General features: G+C 66.9%; 13 protein-coding genes. 8 read left to right on the top strand and 5 right to left on the bottom strand.

The window, feature by feature from the left end:
- Nucleotides 1–349 precede the first annotated feature (349 nt).
- The 7 genes from RCF13_RS21175 to RCF13_RS21145 all read left to right on the top strand — a co-directional run bounded on the left by RCF13_RS21175 (nt 350) and on the right by RCF13_RS21145 (nt 8,943).
- The gene (locus RCF13_RS21175) at nt 350–2,512 is read left to right on the top strand and encodes a S46 family peptidase (protein WP_061480604.1); all 2,163 of its coding nucleotides are present in this window, start codon (nt 350–352) and stop codon (nt 2,510–2,512) included.
- A gap of 201 nt (nt 2,513–2,713) precedes the next feature.
- The gene (locus tag RCF13_RS21170) at nt 2,714–3,358 is read left to right on the top strand and encodes a histidine phosphatase family protein (RefSeq protein ID WP_134968340.1); all 645 of its coding nucleotides are present in this window, start codon (nt 2,714–2,716) and stop codon (nt 3,356–3,358) included.
- Between the two features lie 41 nt (nt 3,359–3,399).
- Nucleotides 3,400–4,671, top strand: a complete 1,272-nt coding sequence (gene folC, locus RCF13_RS21165; RefSeq protein WP_065185782.1) for a bifunctional tetrahydrofolate synthase/dihydrofolate synthase — start codon at nt 3,400–3,402, stop codon at nt 4,669–4,671.
- 80 nt (nt 4,672–4,751) lie between these two features.
- A complete protein-coding gene (locus RCF13_RS21160) occupies nt 4,752–5,786 on the top strand; it encodes an SPOR domain-containing protein (protein WP_231352566.1) in 1,035 nt (344 codons plus the stop codon).
- A 46-nt stretch (nt 5,787–5,832) separates the two neighbouring features.
- Nucleotides 5,833–6,612: a CvpA family protein gene (locus RCF13_RS21155; protein ID WP_134968692.1), complete on the top strand. Its 780-nt coding sequence runs from the start codon at nt 5,833–5,835 to the stop codon at nt 6,610–6,612.
- Between the two features lie 30 nt (nt 6,613–6,642).
- A complete protein-coding gene (gene purF / locus RCF13_RS21150) occupies nt 6,643–8,109 on the top strand; it encodes an amidophosphoribosyltransferase (RefSeq protein WP_049414284.1) in 1,467 nt (488 codons plus the stop codon).
- A gap of 9 nt (nt 8,110–8,118) precedes the next feature.
- Nucleotides 8,119–8,943, top strand: coding sequence for a ferritin-like domain-containing protein (locus tag RCF13_RS21145; RefSeq protein ID WP_134968693.1), 825 nt, complete (start codon nt 8,119–8,121; stop codon nt 8,941–8,943).
- A gap of 65 nt (nt 8,944–9,008) precedes the next feature.
- On the opposite strand, the gene RCF13_RS21140 is transcribed toward RCF13_RS21145, so the two are convergent.
- The gene (locus RCF13_RS21140; RefSeq protein ID WP_134968694.1) at nt 9,009–10,466 is read right to left on the bottom strand and encodes a DUF2235 domain-containing protein; all 1,458 of its coding nucleotides are present in this window, start codon (nt 10,464–10,466) and stop codon (nt 9,009–9,011) included.
- A 225-nt stretch (nt 10,467–10,691) separates the two neighbouring features.
- Between RCF13_RS21140 and RCF13_RS21135 the strand changes: the two genes are divergently transcribed.
- A complete protein-coding gene (locus RCF13_RS21135; RefSeq protein WP_134968695.1) occupies nt 10,692–11,945 on the top strand; it encodes a M12 family metallo-peptidase in 1,254 nt (417 codons plus the stop codon).
- A 54-nt stretch (nt 11,946–11,999) separates the two neighbouring features.
- On the opposite strand, the gene lpxH is transcribed toward RCF13_RS21135, so the two are convergent.
- From lpxH to RCF13_RS21115, 4 genes are all read right to left on the bottom strand, one after another.
- Nucleotides 12,000–12,746, bottom strand: coding sequence for a UDP-2,3-diacylglucosamine diphosphatase (gene lpxH, locus RCF13_RS21130; protein ID WP_231352567.1), 747 nt, complete (start codon nt 12,744–12,746; stop codon nt 12,000–12,002).
- 92 nt (nt 12,747–12,838) lie between these two features.
- Entirely contained in the window at nt 12,839–13,378 is a 540-nt protein-coding gene (locus RCF13_RS21125) for a phosphatase PAP2 family protein (protein ID WP_134968696.1), read from the bottom strand.
- Nucleotides 13,359–14,504: a glycosyltransferase family 1 protein gene (locus tag RCF13_RS21120; RefSeq protein WP_053500127.1), complete on the bottom strand. Its 1,146-nt coding sequence runs from the start codon at nt 14,502–14,504 to the stop codon at nt 13,359–13,361. Before RCF13_RS21120 ends, RCF13_RS21125 begins: the two co-directional genes overlap by 20 nt.
- A gap of 170 nt (nt 14,505–14,674) precedes the next feature.
- A complete protein-coding gene (locus RCF13_RS21115) occupies nt 14,675–17,599 on the bottom strand; it encodes a TonB-dependent receptor (RefSeq protein WP_061479942.1) in 2,925 nt (974 codons plus the stop codon).
- Between the last annotated feature and the right edge of the window lie 220 nt (nt 17,600–17,819).

The following is a 17,819-nucleotide window of genomic DNA, read 5'->3' as shown; positions in this document are numbered from 1 at the left end:
GGGCGTGGCTCGGCGCTACCGTCCGAGGCCAGGGGACTGTGGGGAGGCGAGAGGCCAGGCCGATGCAGGACCGTGAGCGCCATGGATGGCGCGACCGAGCCCCCATGGGTGAGGGCGCTTTGCTTGCGAAGCACTGCTTCGCAAGCGCCAGAACGCACAGCCGCCAGCGGCTGGGCCGGGCCGCGGAGCGGGGTTTACGGCGTGTCCTGCATCGGCCTGGCCTCCCGCCTCCGTCCGATCGCAGTGGAGACGCTGAACGGTGGAAGCATCCGATTGCATGACTTCCGGGGTTCGGGCCGGGGCAGGGCGGCGGGCTACAATCGAGGGTTCCACTACCAGGGGCCGCTCCATGCGCTCGAACCTGCTTGCATTTTCCATCGTCGCCAGCCTTGGGCTGGTCCAGGTCGCCCACGCCGCAGAAGGCATGTGGGTGCCGCAGCAGCTGCCGGAAATCGCCGGGCCGCTGCAGAAGGCCGGCCTGAAGCTGTCCCCGGAGCAGCTGGCCAACCTGACCGGTGACCCGATGGGTGCGGTGGTTGCGCTGGGCGGCTGCACCGCCAGCTTCGTCTCGCCGCAGGGCCTGGTGGTCACCAACCACCACTGCGCGTATGGCGCCATCCAGCTCAATTCGACCGCGCAGAAGAACCTGATCAAGGACGGCTTCAACGCGCCGACCCTGAAGGACGAACTGAGCGCCGGCCCGAACGCCCGCGTGTTCGTGCTCGACCAGATCACCGACGTCACCGCCCAGGCCAAGGCCGCCATCGCCGCCGCCGGCAACGACCCGCTGGCCCGCAGTCGCGCGCTGGACGCCTTCGACAAGGCCCAGGTTGCCGCCTGTGAAGCCGATGCCGGGTTCCGCTGCCGCCTGTACAGCTTCTCCGGCGGCAACACCTATCGCCTGTTCCGCAACATGGAAATCAAGGACGTGCGCCTGGTCTACGCGCCCCCGGGCAGCGTCGGCAAGTTCGGCGGCGACGTCGACAACTGGATGTGGCCGCGCCACACCGGCGATTTCTCGTTCTACCGCGCCTACGTCGGCAAGGACGGCAAGCCGGCCGCCTTCGCCGCCGACAACGTGCCGTACCAGCCCAAGCACTTCCTGAAGTTCGCCGACCAGCCGCTGGGCGCCGACGACTTCGTGATGGTGGCCGGCTACCCGGGCCGCACCAACCGCTACGCGCTGGCCGGTGAGTTCAACGAAACCGCCAGCTTCACCTACCCGACCATCGCCAAGCACTACAACGCCGTGCTGAAGATGATCGCCGACGCCGGCAAGGCCGACGCCGACGTCAAGGTGAAGTACGCCGCCACCGCCGCCAGCATGAACAACGTGGCCAAGAACTACCTGGGCCAGCTGGAAGGCTTCAAGCGCATCGACGCCGCCGGCCAGAAACAGGCGGAAGAGGCCGCCGTGCTGGCGTGGCTGAAGAAGCAGGGCGCTGCCGGCAAGCCCGCGCTGGCCGCACATGCGCAGCTGCTCAAGCATCTGGATACCAGCAAGTCGACCCGCGAACGCGACCTGTTCGTCGGCCAGTTCAACAACACCTCGGCCGTTGGCGCGGCGATCACCCTGTACCGCCTGTCGATCGAGCGCAGCAAGCCGGATGCCGAGCGCGAAGCCGGTTACCAGGAGCGCGACCTGACCACCATTGAAGGTGGCCTGAAGCAGATGGACCGCCGCTACGTGGCGAAGATGGACCAGCAGCTGCAGGCCTACTGGCTGGAGCAGTACGTGGCCCTGCCGGCCGCGCAGCGCGACAATGAAGTGCTGAACAAGTGGCTGGCCGGCAGCGATGCCAACGCAGTAAAGGCGCTGGTGGGCAAGCTGTCGGGCACCGAGCTCGGCAGCCTGGACGCACGCCTGAAATGGTTCAAGGCCGACCGTGCCGCATTTGAAGCCAGCAGCGATCCGGCCATCCAGTACGCCGTGGCTGTCATGCCGGCACTGCTGAAGCAGGAAGAGCAGAAGAAGATCCGCGAAGGCGAATCGCTGACCGCGCGTCCGCTGTACCTGCAGGCCGTGGCCGACTACAAGAAGAGCCAGGGCGAGTTCGTCTACCCGGACGCCAACCTGTCGCTGCGCATCACCTTCGGCAACGTCATGGGCTACGGCAAGGACGGCGTGAAGTACACCCCGTTCACCACCCTGGAAGGCGTGGCGGCGAAGGAAACCGGTGAAGATCCGTTCGATTCGCCGAAGGCGCTGCTCGACGCGGTCAAGGCCAAGCGTTATGGCGGCCTGGAAGACAAGCGCATCGGTTCGGTGCCGGTGAACTTCCTGTCCAACCTGGACATCACCGGTGGCAACTCGGGTTCGCCGGTGCTGGACGCCAACGGCAGGCTGGTCGGCCTGGCATTCGACGGCAACTGGGAATCGGTCAGCTCCAACTGGGTGTTCGACCCGGTGATGACCCGCATGATCGCCGTCGACAGCCGCTACATGCAGTGGATCATGCAGGAAGTGGCGCCGGCGCCGCAGCTGCTGAAGGAACTGAACCTGGCGAAATAAACCGGTTGCGGTAGTGCCGGCCGCTGGCCGGCAACCTCGACCAGACAGCCGGAGTTCTCGAAACCCCGCGACCCACGTCGCGGGGTTTTTTCATGCCCGCCCCGACCCGGTGCGCCGAACAGGTATCATCCGTGTTCCGCGCACTTCACAGGATGTGAACGAAACGCGGAAACCTCCTCCCCCCCAGGACCCCTTGCACGCATGCGCATCCTGCTTGCCCGCCACGGCGAAACGCCGTGGAACGCCGAAGGCCGCTACCAGGGCCAGATCGACATCCCGCTTTCGCCGATCGGCGAAGCCCAGGCCCAGGCCCTGGGTGCCCGCCTGGCCTCGGTGGACATCACCCGTGCCGTTGCCTCGCCGCTGTCGCGCGCGCAGCGCACCGCGCAGCTGGCACTGGGTGCCGCCCGTGTCGACATGCTGCTGACCGAGCCGGAGCTGCAGGAAATCGCCCATGGTGAGTGGGAAGGCCTGCTGGCCAGCGAGATCCACGAGAAGGATCCGTCGCGCCTGAAGGCGTGGCGCGAGGAGCCGGATACCGTGCTGATGCCCGGCGGCGAATCGCTGCGCCTGGTGCTGGAGCGCAGCTGGCGCGGCCTGGCCCGCGCCACCGACGGCCTCGGCGAGCACGACACCCTGCTGGTGGTCGCCCACGACGCGGTGAACCGCGTGATCCTGTGCAAGGTGCTGGGCCTGCCGATCTCCCGCCTGTGGACCTTCCGCCAGGCACCGACCACGCTCAACCTGCTCGAAGGCGCCGACCTTGACAGCCTGGAAGTGGTGCGCCTGAACGACTGCGCCCACCACACGCCGTTCTTCGGCGAAGCCAAGCACCGCGCACTCTGATCGATCCCCTCGCACCAACTGCTTCTGCTGGAACCGCTGCCGTGACGAACACCCCGACCACCCTGGCCGACTGGCTGGACTACATTGAACGCCAGCATCCGGCGAGCATCGACATGGGCCTGGAGCGCGTGCGCGCCGTGGCCACGGCGATGGGCCTGGGGGCGCCGGGCAAGCGCACCATCGTGGTCGGTGGCACCAACGGCAAGGGCTCCACCGTGGCCTTCATCGAAGCCATTGCACGTGCCGCCGGCTGGAAGGTCGGCGCGTACACCTCGCCGCACCTGCTGCGCTACAACGAGCGCGTGCGCATCGACGGCCAGGACGTGGACGATGCCGCGCTGGTCGCTGCGTTCAGTGCGGTCGAGGCCGCGCGTGGCGAGACCACGCTGACCTATTTCGAGTACGGCACGCTGGCTGCGCTGCAGCTGTTCGCCGACGCCGGGCTGGACCTGGCGGTGCTGGAAGTGGGCCTGGGCGGCCGCCTGGATGCGGTCAACATCGTCGACGCCGACGTGGCGGTGATCACCACCGTGGACATCGACCACGCGGAATGGCTGGGCGAGGACCGCGAGGCGATCGGCACCGAGAAGGCCGGCATCATCCGCGGCTGGAAGCCGGTGATCCTGGGCGAGACCGACCCGCCCTCGAGCGTGCTCGCGCGTGCCTACCTGGTCGGTGCCAACGCGATCCGCGGCGGCAGCGATTACTTCTACGAGCCGATCGACGCCCAGCGCTGGCGCTGGCGCGATGTCGGCCTGCGCATGGAACTGCCGACCCCGGCGCTGGCCGGCCCGATCCAGCTGGCCAATGCCGGTGCGGCCATCGCCGCGCTGCGCGCGCTGGACAAGCCGGTGCCGCGCGCGGCGTGGGCCGCCGGTATCGCGGCGGCGCGCATTCCGGGCCGCCTGCAGGCGTTCGAGCGTGGCGGTGTGCAGATCCGCGTCGACGTCGGGCACAACCCGCAGGCGGCGGGCCAGCTGGCGCGCGCGCTGAAGGCCGAGGCGTCGGCCGGGCGCACCTTGGCGGTGTATGCCGCATTGCAGGACAAGGACGCGGTGGGTGTGGTGCAGGCATTGCAGGGCGTGGTTGCCGAGTGGACCCTTGCCGGCCTGGACGGCCCACGTGGCCAGAGTGCCGACCAGTTGCAGGCGCGCCTGGCCGAGACCGCTGCTGGCAGCGCGCAGCTGGCCGCTTCGGTCGAACAGGCGCTGGCGCAGGTACTGGCCCGGGCCGAGCGCGGTGACCGCGTACTGGTGTTTGGCTCCTTCCATACCGCTGCCGCCGCATTGCAGTGGTTGCAGGGCAGCGCCTGAGCCACGTTCAGCCAATCCCGACGCCGTCCGGTCCGGCACCCGTATAATCGACCGCAACCTCCGGACAGTTGCCGCCTCACGTGGATACGCCTCTGAAACAGCGTCTGATTGGTGCCATCGTGCTGGTTGCACTGGCCGTGATTTTCCTGCCGATGCTGGTCAAGGGGCCTGCACCGGACAGCGGCGTGGCCTCGGTGCCGATCGCCGCGCCGGATGCACCGGCCGATGGCCAGTTCGAAACCCGTGAACTGCCGCTGGTGGCCCCGGCCGGTGGGGCTACCGGCCTGCAGACCGGGCAGGCCAAGCCGCTGCAGGAAGCCGCCACGCCGGCCACGCCACCGACCGTGGACACGTCCCCGGCGGTTGCCGCCGGCAACTACGCCGTCACTTTCGGCGCATACGGCAGCAAGGCCGACGCCGATGCCGTGATCGCCTACCTGCAGCGCTCGCAGCTGCCGGGCTTCGCAGAAGCGACTACCATCAACGGCCGTCAGGCATGGCGTGTGCGCGTGGGGCCGTATGCCGACCGTGCACAGGCCGAGGCGGCCCGGCTGCAGGCGGTGAAGATCCGCGCCGATGTGAAGGCCGAAGTGATCACCCTGGATGCCGCAACGGGCAGCAGCGCCCCTGTGGCAGCTACCCCGGCACCGGCACCGGCACCGGCTACGCCAAGTGCCAGTACCCCGTCGGCAGCCACCTCGCCGTCCGCCAGCAGCAACCCGGTGCGCAGCGAAAGCCTGCCGCCGACTGCGACGGCCACTCCGGCGGCCAAGCCCGAGCCGCCGAAGCCCGAAGCCCCGAAGTCCGAGCCGAAGCCGGAGGCCACCGCCAGCAAGCCGGCGACGGCACCGACCACGCCGGCTGCACCGGCGGCCAGCGGCGTCGGCTTCGCCGTGCAGCTGGGCGCGTTCGGTCAGGCCAGCGATGCCAATGCGCTGCGTGACAAGGTCCGTGCTGCCGGCTTCAGCGCCTTCGTCGAGCAGGTGCGTACCGAAAAGGGCACCCTGCATCGCGTCCGTGTCGGACCGGTGGCCAACCGGGCTGACGCCGAACAGCTGAAGGCGCAGGTCGCCGCCAAGGTTGGCGTCGCCGGCATGGTCCGACCGCACCCATGACCGACGCGCAGGCCCGTTGCCAGCGCCGCCGAAGGAGCGGGGCGCCATGATCGACGTGGTGCTGCTGATCGTGATCGCCGCCTCGACCCTGCTCGGGATGCTGCGTGGCTTCGTGGGAATCGTCATCGGCACGTTGTCGTGGCTGCTGGCCGCGTGGGCGGCCTTCGCCTTCGGCAACGATGCCGCGCGCTGGTGGGCGGCGCCCGCCGCACCTGGCGGCGAACATTTCGTCGGCGGCTACCTGGGCGTGGGCATTGGCGTGATGATCGTGGTCGCGGTGATCGGCATGGTCATCAAGGCGATGATCCACCGCAGCATGCTGACCAGCCTGGACCGGTTGCTGGGCGGTGTACTGGGGGCCGTGCGAGGTGGCCTGATCGCGGCGATCCTGGTGCTGCTGGCCGGCTTCACCCCGCTGACCGCCGAGCCCTCCTGGAAGCGCTCGGCGGTTCGCCCGGTGCTGAATCCGGCCGTGACCTGGATGAACGGGAAGCTGCCGCGCTGGCAGGTACCGGGCGCCGATATGCTGCCCAAGGCCTTGCCGACCGACATGCTGTCCCCATCTGCATTGATGGAAATGGGGAAGAACGCAGGCGCCGGGTTGGGAAAGCCGGGCGCGGCAGGCGATAATGGCATCCTTAACCAGGTAGTGGCAGGCAGCGGATGGCTGCGGCCTGCGAAAGCGGAACAGGGCGATGCATACGATCCGGCCGAAGTGCGCCCGGACGCCCCAGCACTGCCGGACAGTATCGAGCCGGACGATCCGGCCAATGTCGACCGCAGGCGCGGCGACCACCGCGGCCAGGTACGGCCACCTTCCTTGTAACTGGGCACAGCCCAGCGGAGACCTCGCACCATGTGTGGCATCGTCGGAATCGTCGGCAACCAGAACGTCGCCGGGCAGTTGTATGACGGCTTGACCGTTCTCCAGCACCGCGGCCAGGACGCGGCAGGTATCGCCACCGCCAATGGCAGCCGCCTGCGGGTGCAGAAGGCCACCGGCCTGGTCCGCGATGTGTTCGACGCCCGTACCATGTCCACGCTGGAAGGCAGCGTCGGCATCGCGCACGTGCGCTATCCGACGGCAGGTTCGGAAGGCATGGACGAGGCACAGCCGTTCTACGTGAATTCGCCTTACGGCATCGCGCTGGCCCACAACGGCAACCTGATCAACACCGAGGCGCTGCGCCAGCAGGTGTTCGAACAGGACCGGCGCAACGTCAACACCGATTCGGACAGCGAAGTGCTGTTGAACGTGTTCGCCTACGAACTGGAGCAGCAGCGCCAGCTCAGCCCGGAAGCCGCGATCCGCGCGGTGGCCGGCGTGCATCGCCGCTGCAAGGGCGGCTATGCAGTGGTCAGCGTGGTGCTGGGCCTGGGCCTGGTGGCCTTCCGCGACCCGCATGGCATCCGCCCGCTGGTGCTGGGCAAGCGCAGCCACGCAGAAGGCGACGAGTACATCGTGGCGTCCGAATCGGCCGCACTGGACGTGCTGGGTTTCCAGCGCGTGCGTGACGTGCAGCCGGGCGAAGCGCTGGTGATCACCGCGCGCGGCGAGCTGTTCTCGGAAATCTGCGCCGAGCCGGCCGAGCACACACCATGCATCTTCGAATACGTGTACTTCGCACGCCCGGATTCGATGATCGACAACGTCTCGGTGCACAAGGCACGCATGCGCATGGGCATCAAGCTGGGCGAGAAGATCCTGCGCCTGCGCCCGGACCATGACATCGACACCATCATCCCGATCCCGGATACCTCGCGCGATGCCGCGCTGGAGATCTCCAATGTGCTCGGGGTGAAGTACCGCGAAGGCTTCATCAAGAACCGCTACATCGGCCGCACCTTCATCATGCCGGGGCAGGGTGAACGCGTGAAGTCGGTGCGCCGCAAGCTCAACCCGATCCACCTGGAGTTCCGCAACCGCGTGGTGCTGCTGGTGGACGATTCGATCGTGCGTGGCACCACCAGCCAGCAGATCGTGCAGATGGCCCGTGATGCCGGCGCGCGCAAGGTCTACCTGGCCAGCGCCGCGCCGCCGGTGCGTTACCCGAACATCTACGGCATCGACATGCCGGCGGCCGAAGAGCTGGTCGCGCACAACCGCACGGTGGAAGAGATCGAGGCCCACCTGGGCTGCGACTGGCTGATCTACCAGGACCTGGAAGACATGGAAGCGGCGGTGAGCGAAGGCAACCCGGCGCTGCGCAGCTTCGATTCGTCCTGCTTCAACGGCCACTACCCGACCGGTATCGAGCCGGGCTACTTCGAGCGCATCCAGCAGTTGCGTTCGGACGATGCCAAGCACAAGCGTCGCGCCTGAGGATCAGGCGTGGTGGATGTGCCCGACGTTGGTGGCGACCTGCTGCGCGCTGCGCAGCAGTGCCTGGCTGAAGCCGATCCGCTGCGCAAGGTCGCATTGACCCGGGCGTATGCGGCCGCGTTCCGTGCCGGTCGCCTGAAGGTGGCCGCGGATGCGCCGCCGCCGGATCCGATCTGCATGCCGGGTCGTCCGGGACGACTGGTGCTGGTGCATCCGCGCGAGGTGCCACGGCGTGGACTGGGCGGCGTGGAAGGGCGGGCTGCCTTCATCCACGCGATTGCCCATATCGAGCTCAACGCGATCGACCTGGCCTGGGACGCGGTGTACCGGTTCCGGGGCCTGCCGTCGGCGTTCCATGCTGATTGGGTCAGCTGTGCCGATGACGAATCGCGGCATTTCATGCTGCTGCGCGAGCGCCTGCAGGTGCATGGCCACGACTATGCGGATTTCCCCGCACACAACGGTCTGTGGGAAATGTGCGAAAAGACCGCGCATGACGGCCTGGCGCGCATGGCGCTGGTGCCGCGCGTGCTGGAAGCGCGTGGCCTTGACGTCACCCCGGGCATGATCGAGAAGCTGCGCAATGTCGGCGATGGCGAAACCGCCGATGTGCTGGAGGTGATCCTGCGTGAGGAAGTAGCGCATGTTGCCGCCGGTTCGCGCTGGTATCGCTGGTACTGCGACCGCGCCGGTGTCGAGCCGCGCGCGCGTTTCAAGGAGCTGCTGGTGGAGTACGCCGGCGGCTACCTGCATGGGCCGTTCAACATGGAAGCGCGCCTGCTGGCCGGATTCGATGCGGACGAACTCTCCAACCTGGTCGAGCAGGCCGGTTGAAGAAAAGGGGACGGAGGGATCAAGTCGTTTGTGCCAAAACGACTTAATCCCCTCCGTCCCCTTTTTCATGCGTTGGGCAGCACCACGCGCTTGCCATCCACGGTGGGCCGGTTGATGTAGAACAGGCCGGGGCCCGGCCGGTACGGCAGCTCGCTGACGCCGGCGTCGGCAGCGTAGGTCAGTGCGGTGTCGCCCAGCGCGTCGAAGTTCCAGTGCGCCGACTGCATCAGGTAACGCCGTCGCAACAGCGCCTCCTGGGTTTGCGTCAGTGGCTGTCCGGCCACCAGCCGTCGTGCGATCGGTTGCAGGGCCGACGGCAGCTCCCAGCCGGGGACTGCGTTGGCATTGGCCGTCCATTGCACGCCGGCATCGATGGCATGCTGCTGCATCACCTGAAGCGCGATCAGCTGGTAGCGCCAGTCGATGCGCCGGCGCAACACCACGGCCGCCGTCACGTACAGCACCGGTGACAGCACTACGCTGCGGCTGCCGGCGCGACGCTGTTGCTGCCACTGGTGCCAGACATCCACCCAGACTTCCCTTTGGTCCAGGCCCAACTGCTGCCGCCAGCGCTCGGCGTCGGCCTGTGCCTCGGCGTAGGCCGTGGTCGCCTGCAGGATCGCCAGCGGTGGCGTCTGGTACTCGGCCACGCTCGGGCGGCGCAGCAGCTGCCGGCGCGGGCGACTGAGCAGCTTGGGCCCTTCTTCGAGCTGGTTGTAGCCGCCGCCGATGTTGGCGTGTACGCCGGGCAGGGCGATCTCGGTGAACGCTGGCGCCACGCTGGTCAATGGATAGTGCTGGCGATGCTCGTCACGCGCGCTCAGTTGCAGCACCTGCCTGGCAACGCCTGCATGCAGCGCGAGATGAGGTTGTTCGTCGGCACGGCCACCGCTGACCGCAACCACCGTGTCGAACAGGCCGATGAAGCGCAGCGGCGGATCGGCCGGGGCGAAGTCCGTTGTGCAGGACAGGCCAGCGGCCTGCAACAGCTGCCGCCAGCGGGTGCGATCCCAGGCCTGCAACTGGTTGGCCACATCGCGCGCGGCGGCCGCACCCCGTGAAAAGCCGAACAGATCCAGCTGCACGCCACGCAGTGGTCGCTGCCAGCGCGTAGCGAGTGCACCCAGTGCTGCCGGCAGCAGCACCTGCAGCGCGCGTCGCACTTTGGCGCGCACACCACTGGCGCCAATGCCGAACGCCAGTCCGATCAGGTCGTCGTCGGCGTCATCGCGGGTACCGACACCTTCCACGTAGATCGACAGCGAGGGGGCCGCCGATGTCCCGCTGCGGCTGTCCGGGTACAGCTGCTGCAGGCGGGCGATGTTGGTCAGGCCATTGTCGTAGCTGCTGGTCAACCGGCTCTGGTAGGTCGAATCGTCATCCGCACGCAGCTGCGCCGGGCGCGGCTGCGGCGGCTGGGGCCTGCCACGGGCCAGGTTGTGTGCGTTGTTGCGGGTGCCATCGAAGAACAGCCCGATCCGCAGCAAGCCGACATCTTCGTCCGTGTCCAGCGATGGTGCCATGTGCATTCCCCGTCGTGGCTGCGTCACGGTAGCGCGAAAGCGGTGTATTGGCGACGTGTAGTGACGCTTTTGACCTTACTTAACCCAGATGCGGTCGATCACAAATCCTGATTTTCACTTCTCTCGCCTATTGAATTCACACGCCCCGCGCAGGCCATATGGCCAAACCCGGCAAACCGGGTCGTGCTGCATCAACGCTGTTCACATCATTCAAGGAGCGACGCAATGTTGTCCAGATCGATTGGCAAAGCGGCAGGTGGCCTGGTGTTGGGTTTGTCGGTGGCAGCGGTCGCGCATGCGGCACCGTTGTTCGAGCCGGTGACGGTCATCAGCCGCGCATCGGCAAACAGCGAGCCCGCACTGGGCAAGCTGCTGGCCACCCCGTCCACGGCGACGGTACAGGAAGTGCGTGTCGATGCAGCCGCCACTGCACAACCGCAGCTGGAATTCGAACTGCTCGGCCAGCGGGTGCAGGCGGTGCGCAGCAGGGTCGAAGCACTGCCCGATGGCGGCAGCATCTGGTACGGCCAGTTCCGTTCGCCCTCGGACAAGCTGACCGCGGCCACCTCCAACGGCCAGGACGACCCCGGCAATTCGCTGATCCTGGTGCGCTCGGGCGACACCATCACCGGCTCGATCCGCAAGGAGGGAAAGCTGTATCGCCTGCGCCCGTTGGGCAACCGCCACGTGCTGGTGGAAGTGGATGAATCGCGGATGCCGGCCGACCATCCGGCCGACTACAACCAGCTGCCGAAGATCCCGATGGGCAACAACGATCGCATCGGCATCGCGCAGGCATCGTCCGGTACGCCGGCGACCATCCGTGTGCTGGTGGTGGCGACCAATGCCGCCGTCGCCGCCTATGGCGGCAACATGCAGTCGCTGGTGCAGCTGGCGGTGGCCGAGTCCAACCAGGGCTACGGCAACAGCAATGTCGGCCTGACGCTGCAACTGGCCGGTTACGAGACCACCAGCTACAGCGAGTCCGGCAACTTCACCACCGACCTGTCGCGTTTCCGTGGCACCAGCGACGGCTACATGGACAGCATCCACACCAGCCGCAACACCACCGCGGCCGATGTCGGCGTGCTGCTGATCAACAACAGTGCCTACTGCGGCCTGGCCTCGGGGATCGGCTCGACCGCGTCGACGGCGTTCGCGGCGGTGTACTGGGATTGCGCGACCGGCTACTACTCATTCGCGCATGAGATCGGCCACCTGCAGAGCGCGCGGCATGACATCGCTACCGACCCGAGCACATCGCCCTACGCCTATGGCCACGGCTACCGCTATGAGCCGTCCAGCGGCACCGGCTGGCGCACGATCATGGCCTACAACTGCACCCGCAGCTGCCCGCGCCTGAACTACTGGTCCAACCCGAACATCAGCTACAACGGCATCCCGATGGGCAATGCCAGTACCGCTGACAACCAGCGCGTGCTGGTCAACACCAAGGCCACCATCGCGGCCTTCCGCTGAGTCTGTACTGTCCGCGGCCGCCTTGTGCGGCCGCGGATTTCCTGCCGGCGGGAATTACCCGCGGGGCAGGGTATCCAGCGACCAGCCACTGGCATCCACACGCAGCACCGAGCCCTGTTCGTACCAGTCGCCCAGCACGATGCGGGTGCAGGCGCGCCCGCCGGCCTGCAGCGTGTGGATCGCCGGGCGGTGCGTGTGACCGTGGATCATGGTGTCCACGTCGTGGCGGACAAAGGTGGCATCGACTTCGGCCGGAGCCACGTCGGTGACGGTTTCGAACTGTGCACGATCGCCCTGCTTCATTTCCGACTGGCGGGCCTGGCTGGCCTCGCGCGCCTTCTGCGCGAAGGCGATGCGTGCGGCCAGCGGCTGCGACAGGAACTGCGCCTGGAACACCGGGTCGCGGGTCTGCGCACGGAACTGCTGGTAGGGGATGTCATCGGTGCACAGCAGGTCACCATGCTGCAGCAGCACCGGGCGGCCGTACAGCTCGATCACGCACGGGTCGGGCAGGATGCGCAGGCCGGCACGGCGCGCGTAATCCTCGCCAAGCAGGAAATCGCGGTTGCCGCGGATGAAGTACACGGGCACGCCGCCGTCGGACAGCACCTTCAACGCATCGGCCACCGCATCAGCGGCCGGAGAGGGCGTGTCGTCGCCGATCCAGGCCTCGAACAGGTCGCCGAGAATGTACAGCGCATCGGCGCCGGGCGCCTGCTCGCGCAGGAAGCGCAGGAACAGGTCGGTGATCTCCGGACGGCTGGGGTCCAGGTGCAGGTCGGAAATGAACAACGTGGTCATGCCTGCATTCTAGGCCATCAATGATGATGGTAGCGCCGCGGGAGTCGCGCGGTCGGATCCCTTTCGGATGGGAAAGCGATCTGATCCCTGGGCTACACCGGCAGCGGCAGCCAGGTCAGGCTGGCCGAAGCCAGCAGGACGGCGATGCCCGTGGCGGCGAGCACATCGGAAGGATAGTGCAGGCCCAGGACCACCCGCGACAGCGCAACGCCACAGGTGAACGGCACCAGCAGCGGTGCCAGCCACGGGTAGTAGGCCAGTGCCACGATGGTGAACGACACCGCGTGCAGGGTGTGCCCGGAGGGGAAACTGAACTCGTCCAGCGGCGCCACCCAGGCGCGGATGCGCAGGTCGGCCGCGTAAGGCCGCGGGCGCCTCGTCCAGCGCTTGAGGCCCTTGTACAGCAGCAATGCGGCCAGGCCGGTGGCGGCCATGTGCACCGAGGCGCGCAGGCCATCGAAGCCATCCAGCACCACCAGCGCGGCCATCAGCACATACCAGAACACGCCATCGCCGAGACGGCTGATGACCGAGAACAGGCGGAGCACGCGGCGGCGCCGGCAGTAATGGTTCGCCCGCCGGCACAAGCGCGCCTCGCGCCCTGCCAGCAGTTCAAGCGGCGTGGTGCGCATGGCCGCTCCTCCGCGACTGCGCAAGCTCGGCCAGCAACGCATCGAACTCGGCCACCACCTGCTGTGGATGCAATCGCTTCATCGCGCGTGCAGCATTGCCGCCCAGTTCGTGGCGTTTCGCGTCATCGGCGGCCAGTTGCACGGCGGCCTCGATGAACTGCTCGTCGCTGTCCACCGCTGCGCCGTTCTCGCCGTTGCGCAGGTACTCACGCGCGGCGCCGTAGTCGAAGGCCACGGTGGCCACACCGCTGGCCATGCTTTCCAGAGTCACGTTGCCGAATGTCTCGCTGCGGCTGGGGAACAGGAACAGATCGCCGCTGGCGAAGTGGCGGGCCAGCGCATCGCCGCGCTGGATGCCACAGAAGATGAAATCGGGATTTTCATGTGCCAGCTTCTCGCGGGCCGGGCCGTCACCCACCCATACAAAGCGTGCCTTGGGCCGGATCTGCTGCAGGCGGCGGAATGCCTTCACCGCCAGGCCGAGGTTCTTCTCGGCAGCAATGCGGCCGACATAGATCGCCACCAGGCCGTTGCCATCCACGCCCCATTCCTCGCGTAGTGCAGGGTCGCGCCGGCCTGGATCGAACTGCTGGCTGTCCACCGCACGGGCCAGCAGGCGCACGCGTTCGAAGCCCTGTTCGCCGAGGAACTGCTGCAGTTCGCGGGTCGGTACCAGGGTAGCGTCCGCCTGGTTGTGGAAGCGGCGCATCCAGCGCATGGCCGCGGCCTGCAGCCATGCCACGCCATAGTCGGGCAAGTACTCGTCGAAGCGGGTGTGGAAGCCGCTGGCGACCGGAATGCCGAGGCGACGTGCGGTACGCAGTGCCGACCAGCCGAGTGGACCTTCTGTGGCGATGTAGACCGCATCCGGACGCTGATTCTGCCAATGGCGGCCCAGCCGGATCGGGGCTGGCAGGCCGAAGCGCAGGCCGGGGTAGCGGGGCAGGGCAGCGCCGGGAACCAGCAAGGTGCCGGGTGCCGAATCCAGCGCTTCGGTGGACTGGCGGGGGCGGACGAGGTCGATCTCGTGTCCGGCTGCACGCAGACCCTGCTCCAGGCCCTGTACGGTGAGGGCGACGCCGTTGACTTCCGGCGGATAGGTCTCGGTGACGATGGCATAGCGCATGGCGGGCCTCCCGGTTTCCGGCATGCTCGGGCCTGGCGATGTAGCCGACATGACCGCTTTGCGACCGTCAGATGACGGGGGCGCCGGCCACCGCAGGGGCGCTGCGGCCAACAAAAAACCACGGCCCCGAAGGGCCGTGGTCCTGGTGCTTCATGTCACAGCGCGATGGATCAGAAGCGCTGCTGGTACTTCATGTAGACGAAGCGGCCGATGTCGTAGCCACCGTAGTACGAGAAGGCCGAGTTCGGCTTGCTGTACATGATCGGGCCGGTCTTTTCGAACACGTTGTTGGCACCGACCGACACGGTGGCATCCCACGGCAGCGAGTAACGCACCTGCACGTCGTGGAAGGTGACCGCACCACGCTCGTTGTAGTTGCGGGCGCCCTTGTACCACGGTGCATACACACCCGGATCCGAGCATTCGTCCGGGTACAGCGCGATGTTCGAGCAGGTTTCCTTCACGCCCGAGTAGTAACGCGCGGTCCAGCTCGCGCCGAAGTTGCCCCGCTCGTAGCCCAGCACCAGGTTGGAACGGACGCGGAAGGCGCTGCCGATGCCGTTGGTGACGATCGGAACGATCGAGTTGTCGTTGGAGGTGCGGTAGGTCGCACTGGACACGTAGGTGGTGGCCGAGTTCACGTTGAACTTGCCGAACCGGGTGTCCAGACGGTAGCTCACGTCCAGGTCGTAGCCTTCGGTTTCCATGAAGCCCGCGTTGCGGTTGCCGAACTTCAGGTTGGTCACGATGCCGGTCACCGGGTCACGCTGGAAGCGCGAGCAGCGCGCTTCGATGCCCGACTCGTAGCAGTCCTGCAGGATCTGGGTCGGCGTGTCGGCGATGATCGTGTTGTCGATGCGGATCTTCCACCAGTCCAGCGAGGCGTTGAAGCCCTGGATGAAGCTCGGGCTCCAGACCAGGCCCAGGGTCTTGCTGGTCGAGGTTTCCGGCGTCAGCAGCGGGTTGGACCCGGAGGTGAACGGCACCGGCGTCGCGTCCGTCGACGTGTTCACCGGGGTGCCGCCCTGGCGCAGCTGGCGGAAGGTATTCGCATTGGCGATGTCGCGTGCGCAACGTGCACGGACTTCGGCGCTGGAGGCCGATGAACCGAAACGGGTGTCGCACGGATCGCTGAACTGCGCGAAGGTCTCCGAGCCACCACCGAACAGGTCGCTGATGGTCGGTGCACGGAAGCCCTCGGCCCAGGTGCCACGCACCATCAGCGAGTCGATCGGCTTCCACTTGAAGCCGAACTTGCTGTTGAGCGTGTTGCCGAAGGTGTTGTAGTCCGAGAAGCGGGTTGCGCCATTGAAGGTCAGTTCCTTCGCGCCCGGCAGGTCGGCCAGCACCGGAACGTTCACTTCCAGGTAGGCCTCGTTGACGGTGTAGTCACCGCCGGTCGGGCCTGCGGCCAGGTTGGTGGTAGCGCCGGTCTGGGCCAGGGCATCCGGGGTGTACTTGCCTTCTTCCTTGCGGCTTTCCACGCCGAAGGCGAAGCCGAGGTCGCCAGCCGGCAGGGTCACGATGCTGCCAGCGATGTTGGCAAAGAAGTTCTTGGAGGTGGTGCGGCCCTTGGTGATCTCTTCCGGGAACAGCCACGCCTGCAGTTCTTCGTTGCCGTACAGGCCATCGGCAGCCGTCGTGCCGTACGGAACCAACGGGTTCCACGGCTTGCACACGTCATAGGAGATCGGTGCAGCTGCGGTACCGCACTGCACCTTGCCGGTAGCGGCGTTGTAGAACGACGGGCCGACGCCGCCGGCGACGCGACCCTTGTGCAGGTTGCCGGTCGCCACCGATTCCAGTTCATTGCGGTTGTACTGGTAGCCCACTTCCCAGTCGAAGTAGCGGCTGCCGATCTCGAACGAACCGTCGAACGACGCCACCGCGCGGTAGGTCTTCAGCTCGCTGGTGGTCACGCGCGGCACTTCCCAGGTGCGGCGGTTCCAGGCCACGGCGGTCGGGTTGGCGTAACCGTGCTGGCGGCCGAACGGGTTGAAGTAGCTGTTGATCGACATCGAGCCGACACCGGCGGTGCTCGACTGCAGCGGATAGCCCGCGATCTGGCGGGTGGACTCACGCTTGTTGTAGCCCAGCTCGGTGCGGAAGTTGACGTTGTCGGTGATCTTGAAGCGGCCGTCGAAATAGACCGAGTCGCGCTTGACCGGATACATCACATGCATCTGGTCGTTGGCGTTGCTCACGTCACCGGTGAAAGGCGTGGTATCGGTGAGGTGGTAATTGGCCGGGTTGGTGGGATCCGCGCCGCGGTTGAGGGAATAGCCGCAACCCGCAGTGGCGGTACAGCCCGGGCCTCGCAGACCGGTGAACTGGCCGTACTGGCTGATCGTGGTCCAGTTGCTGCTGTCGTACGGATGGCGATCGGTCATGCCGTACTTGCTGAAGCCGCGATCGCGCGCCCACACGCCCTTCTCTTCGGCATGCTCGGCGGACAGGGTCAACGACACGCGATCGTTGCTCCAGCCGGCGACCACGTCGAAGCGGTCACGCGCGCCGTCGCCCTGGCTGTACTGGCCGTGGTAGACGTTGGCAGTCACACCGGTGACATTGGAACGGGTGATGATGTTCACCACGCCGGCCATGGCGTCGGAGCCATAGATCGCAGAGGCGCCGTCCTTCAGCACCTCGATGCGTTCCACGGCGGACACCGGCAGCGTGGAGATGTCCTGGTAGCCGGACGTGCTGATGCCCAGGCGCTTGCCGTTGACCAGCACCAGGGTGCGCTGGGTGCCCAGGTTGCGCATGTCGATGTAGGTGCCGCCCGCGTTCTCGCCTGCGGTCAGCGCATTGGCGCGGCTGATGGTCGGGCTGCCCATCGCGGTGACGTTCTGCAGGATGTCGGCAACCGAGCTGAACCCCTGCTTTTCGATGTCGTTGCGGCTGATCGCGAACACCGGCTGTGCGGTTTCCACGTCCACCTGGCGGATGCGCGAGCCGGTGATCTCGATGCGGTCGAGGTTGGTCGGGTTGGCGTTGCTGCCTTCCTGGGCAAACGCGGGCAGCGCCGCCAGCGCTGCAGTGGTAGCCAGGGCGTAGCGGATGGCCTGCCCCAGTGCGGTGGTGCGTGAAGTCATGGCGAGCTCTCTCTCTCTCAGGTCGTGCACAGGACGCCAAAGCGGGCGTCGAAGGAGCCAGCAGGGTCGATGACCGAGCCGGTGACCCGATAGTAGTCTCGTTAGTTAATGCTCTGTAAAGAGTTCGTATCCATTTATGTCACGCGGCCGCGCCAGTCTTCACAAAACGTGAACAAAAGCAGGTGCTTACGTGATGGCAGCGATTGCCCACAGCACACCG

The sequence above is a fragment of the Stenotrophomonas maltophilia group sp. RNC7 genome, from assembly GCF_030910085.1.
GTDB lineage: Bacteria > Pseudomonadota > Gammaproteobacteria > Xanthomonadales > Xanthomonadaceae > Stenotrophomonas > Stenotrophomonas sepilia.
The sequence above is the reverse complement of the archived record's forward strand: the minus strand, read 5'-3'. Positions and strand labels throughout refer to the sequence as shown.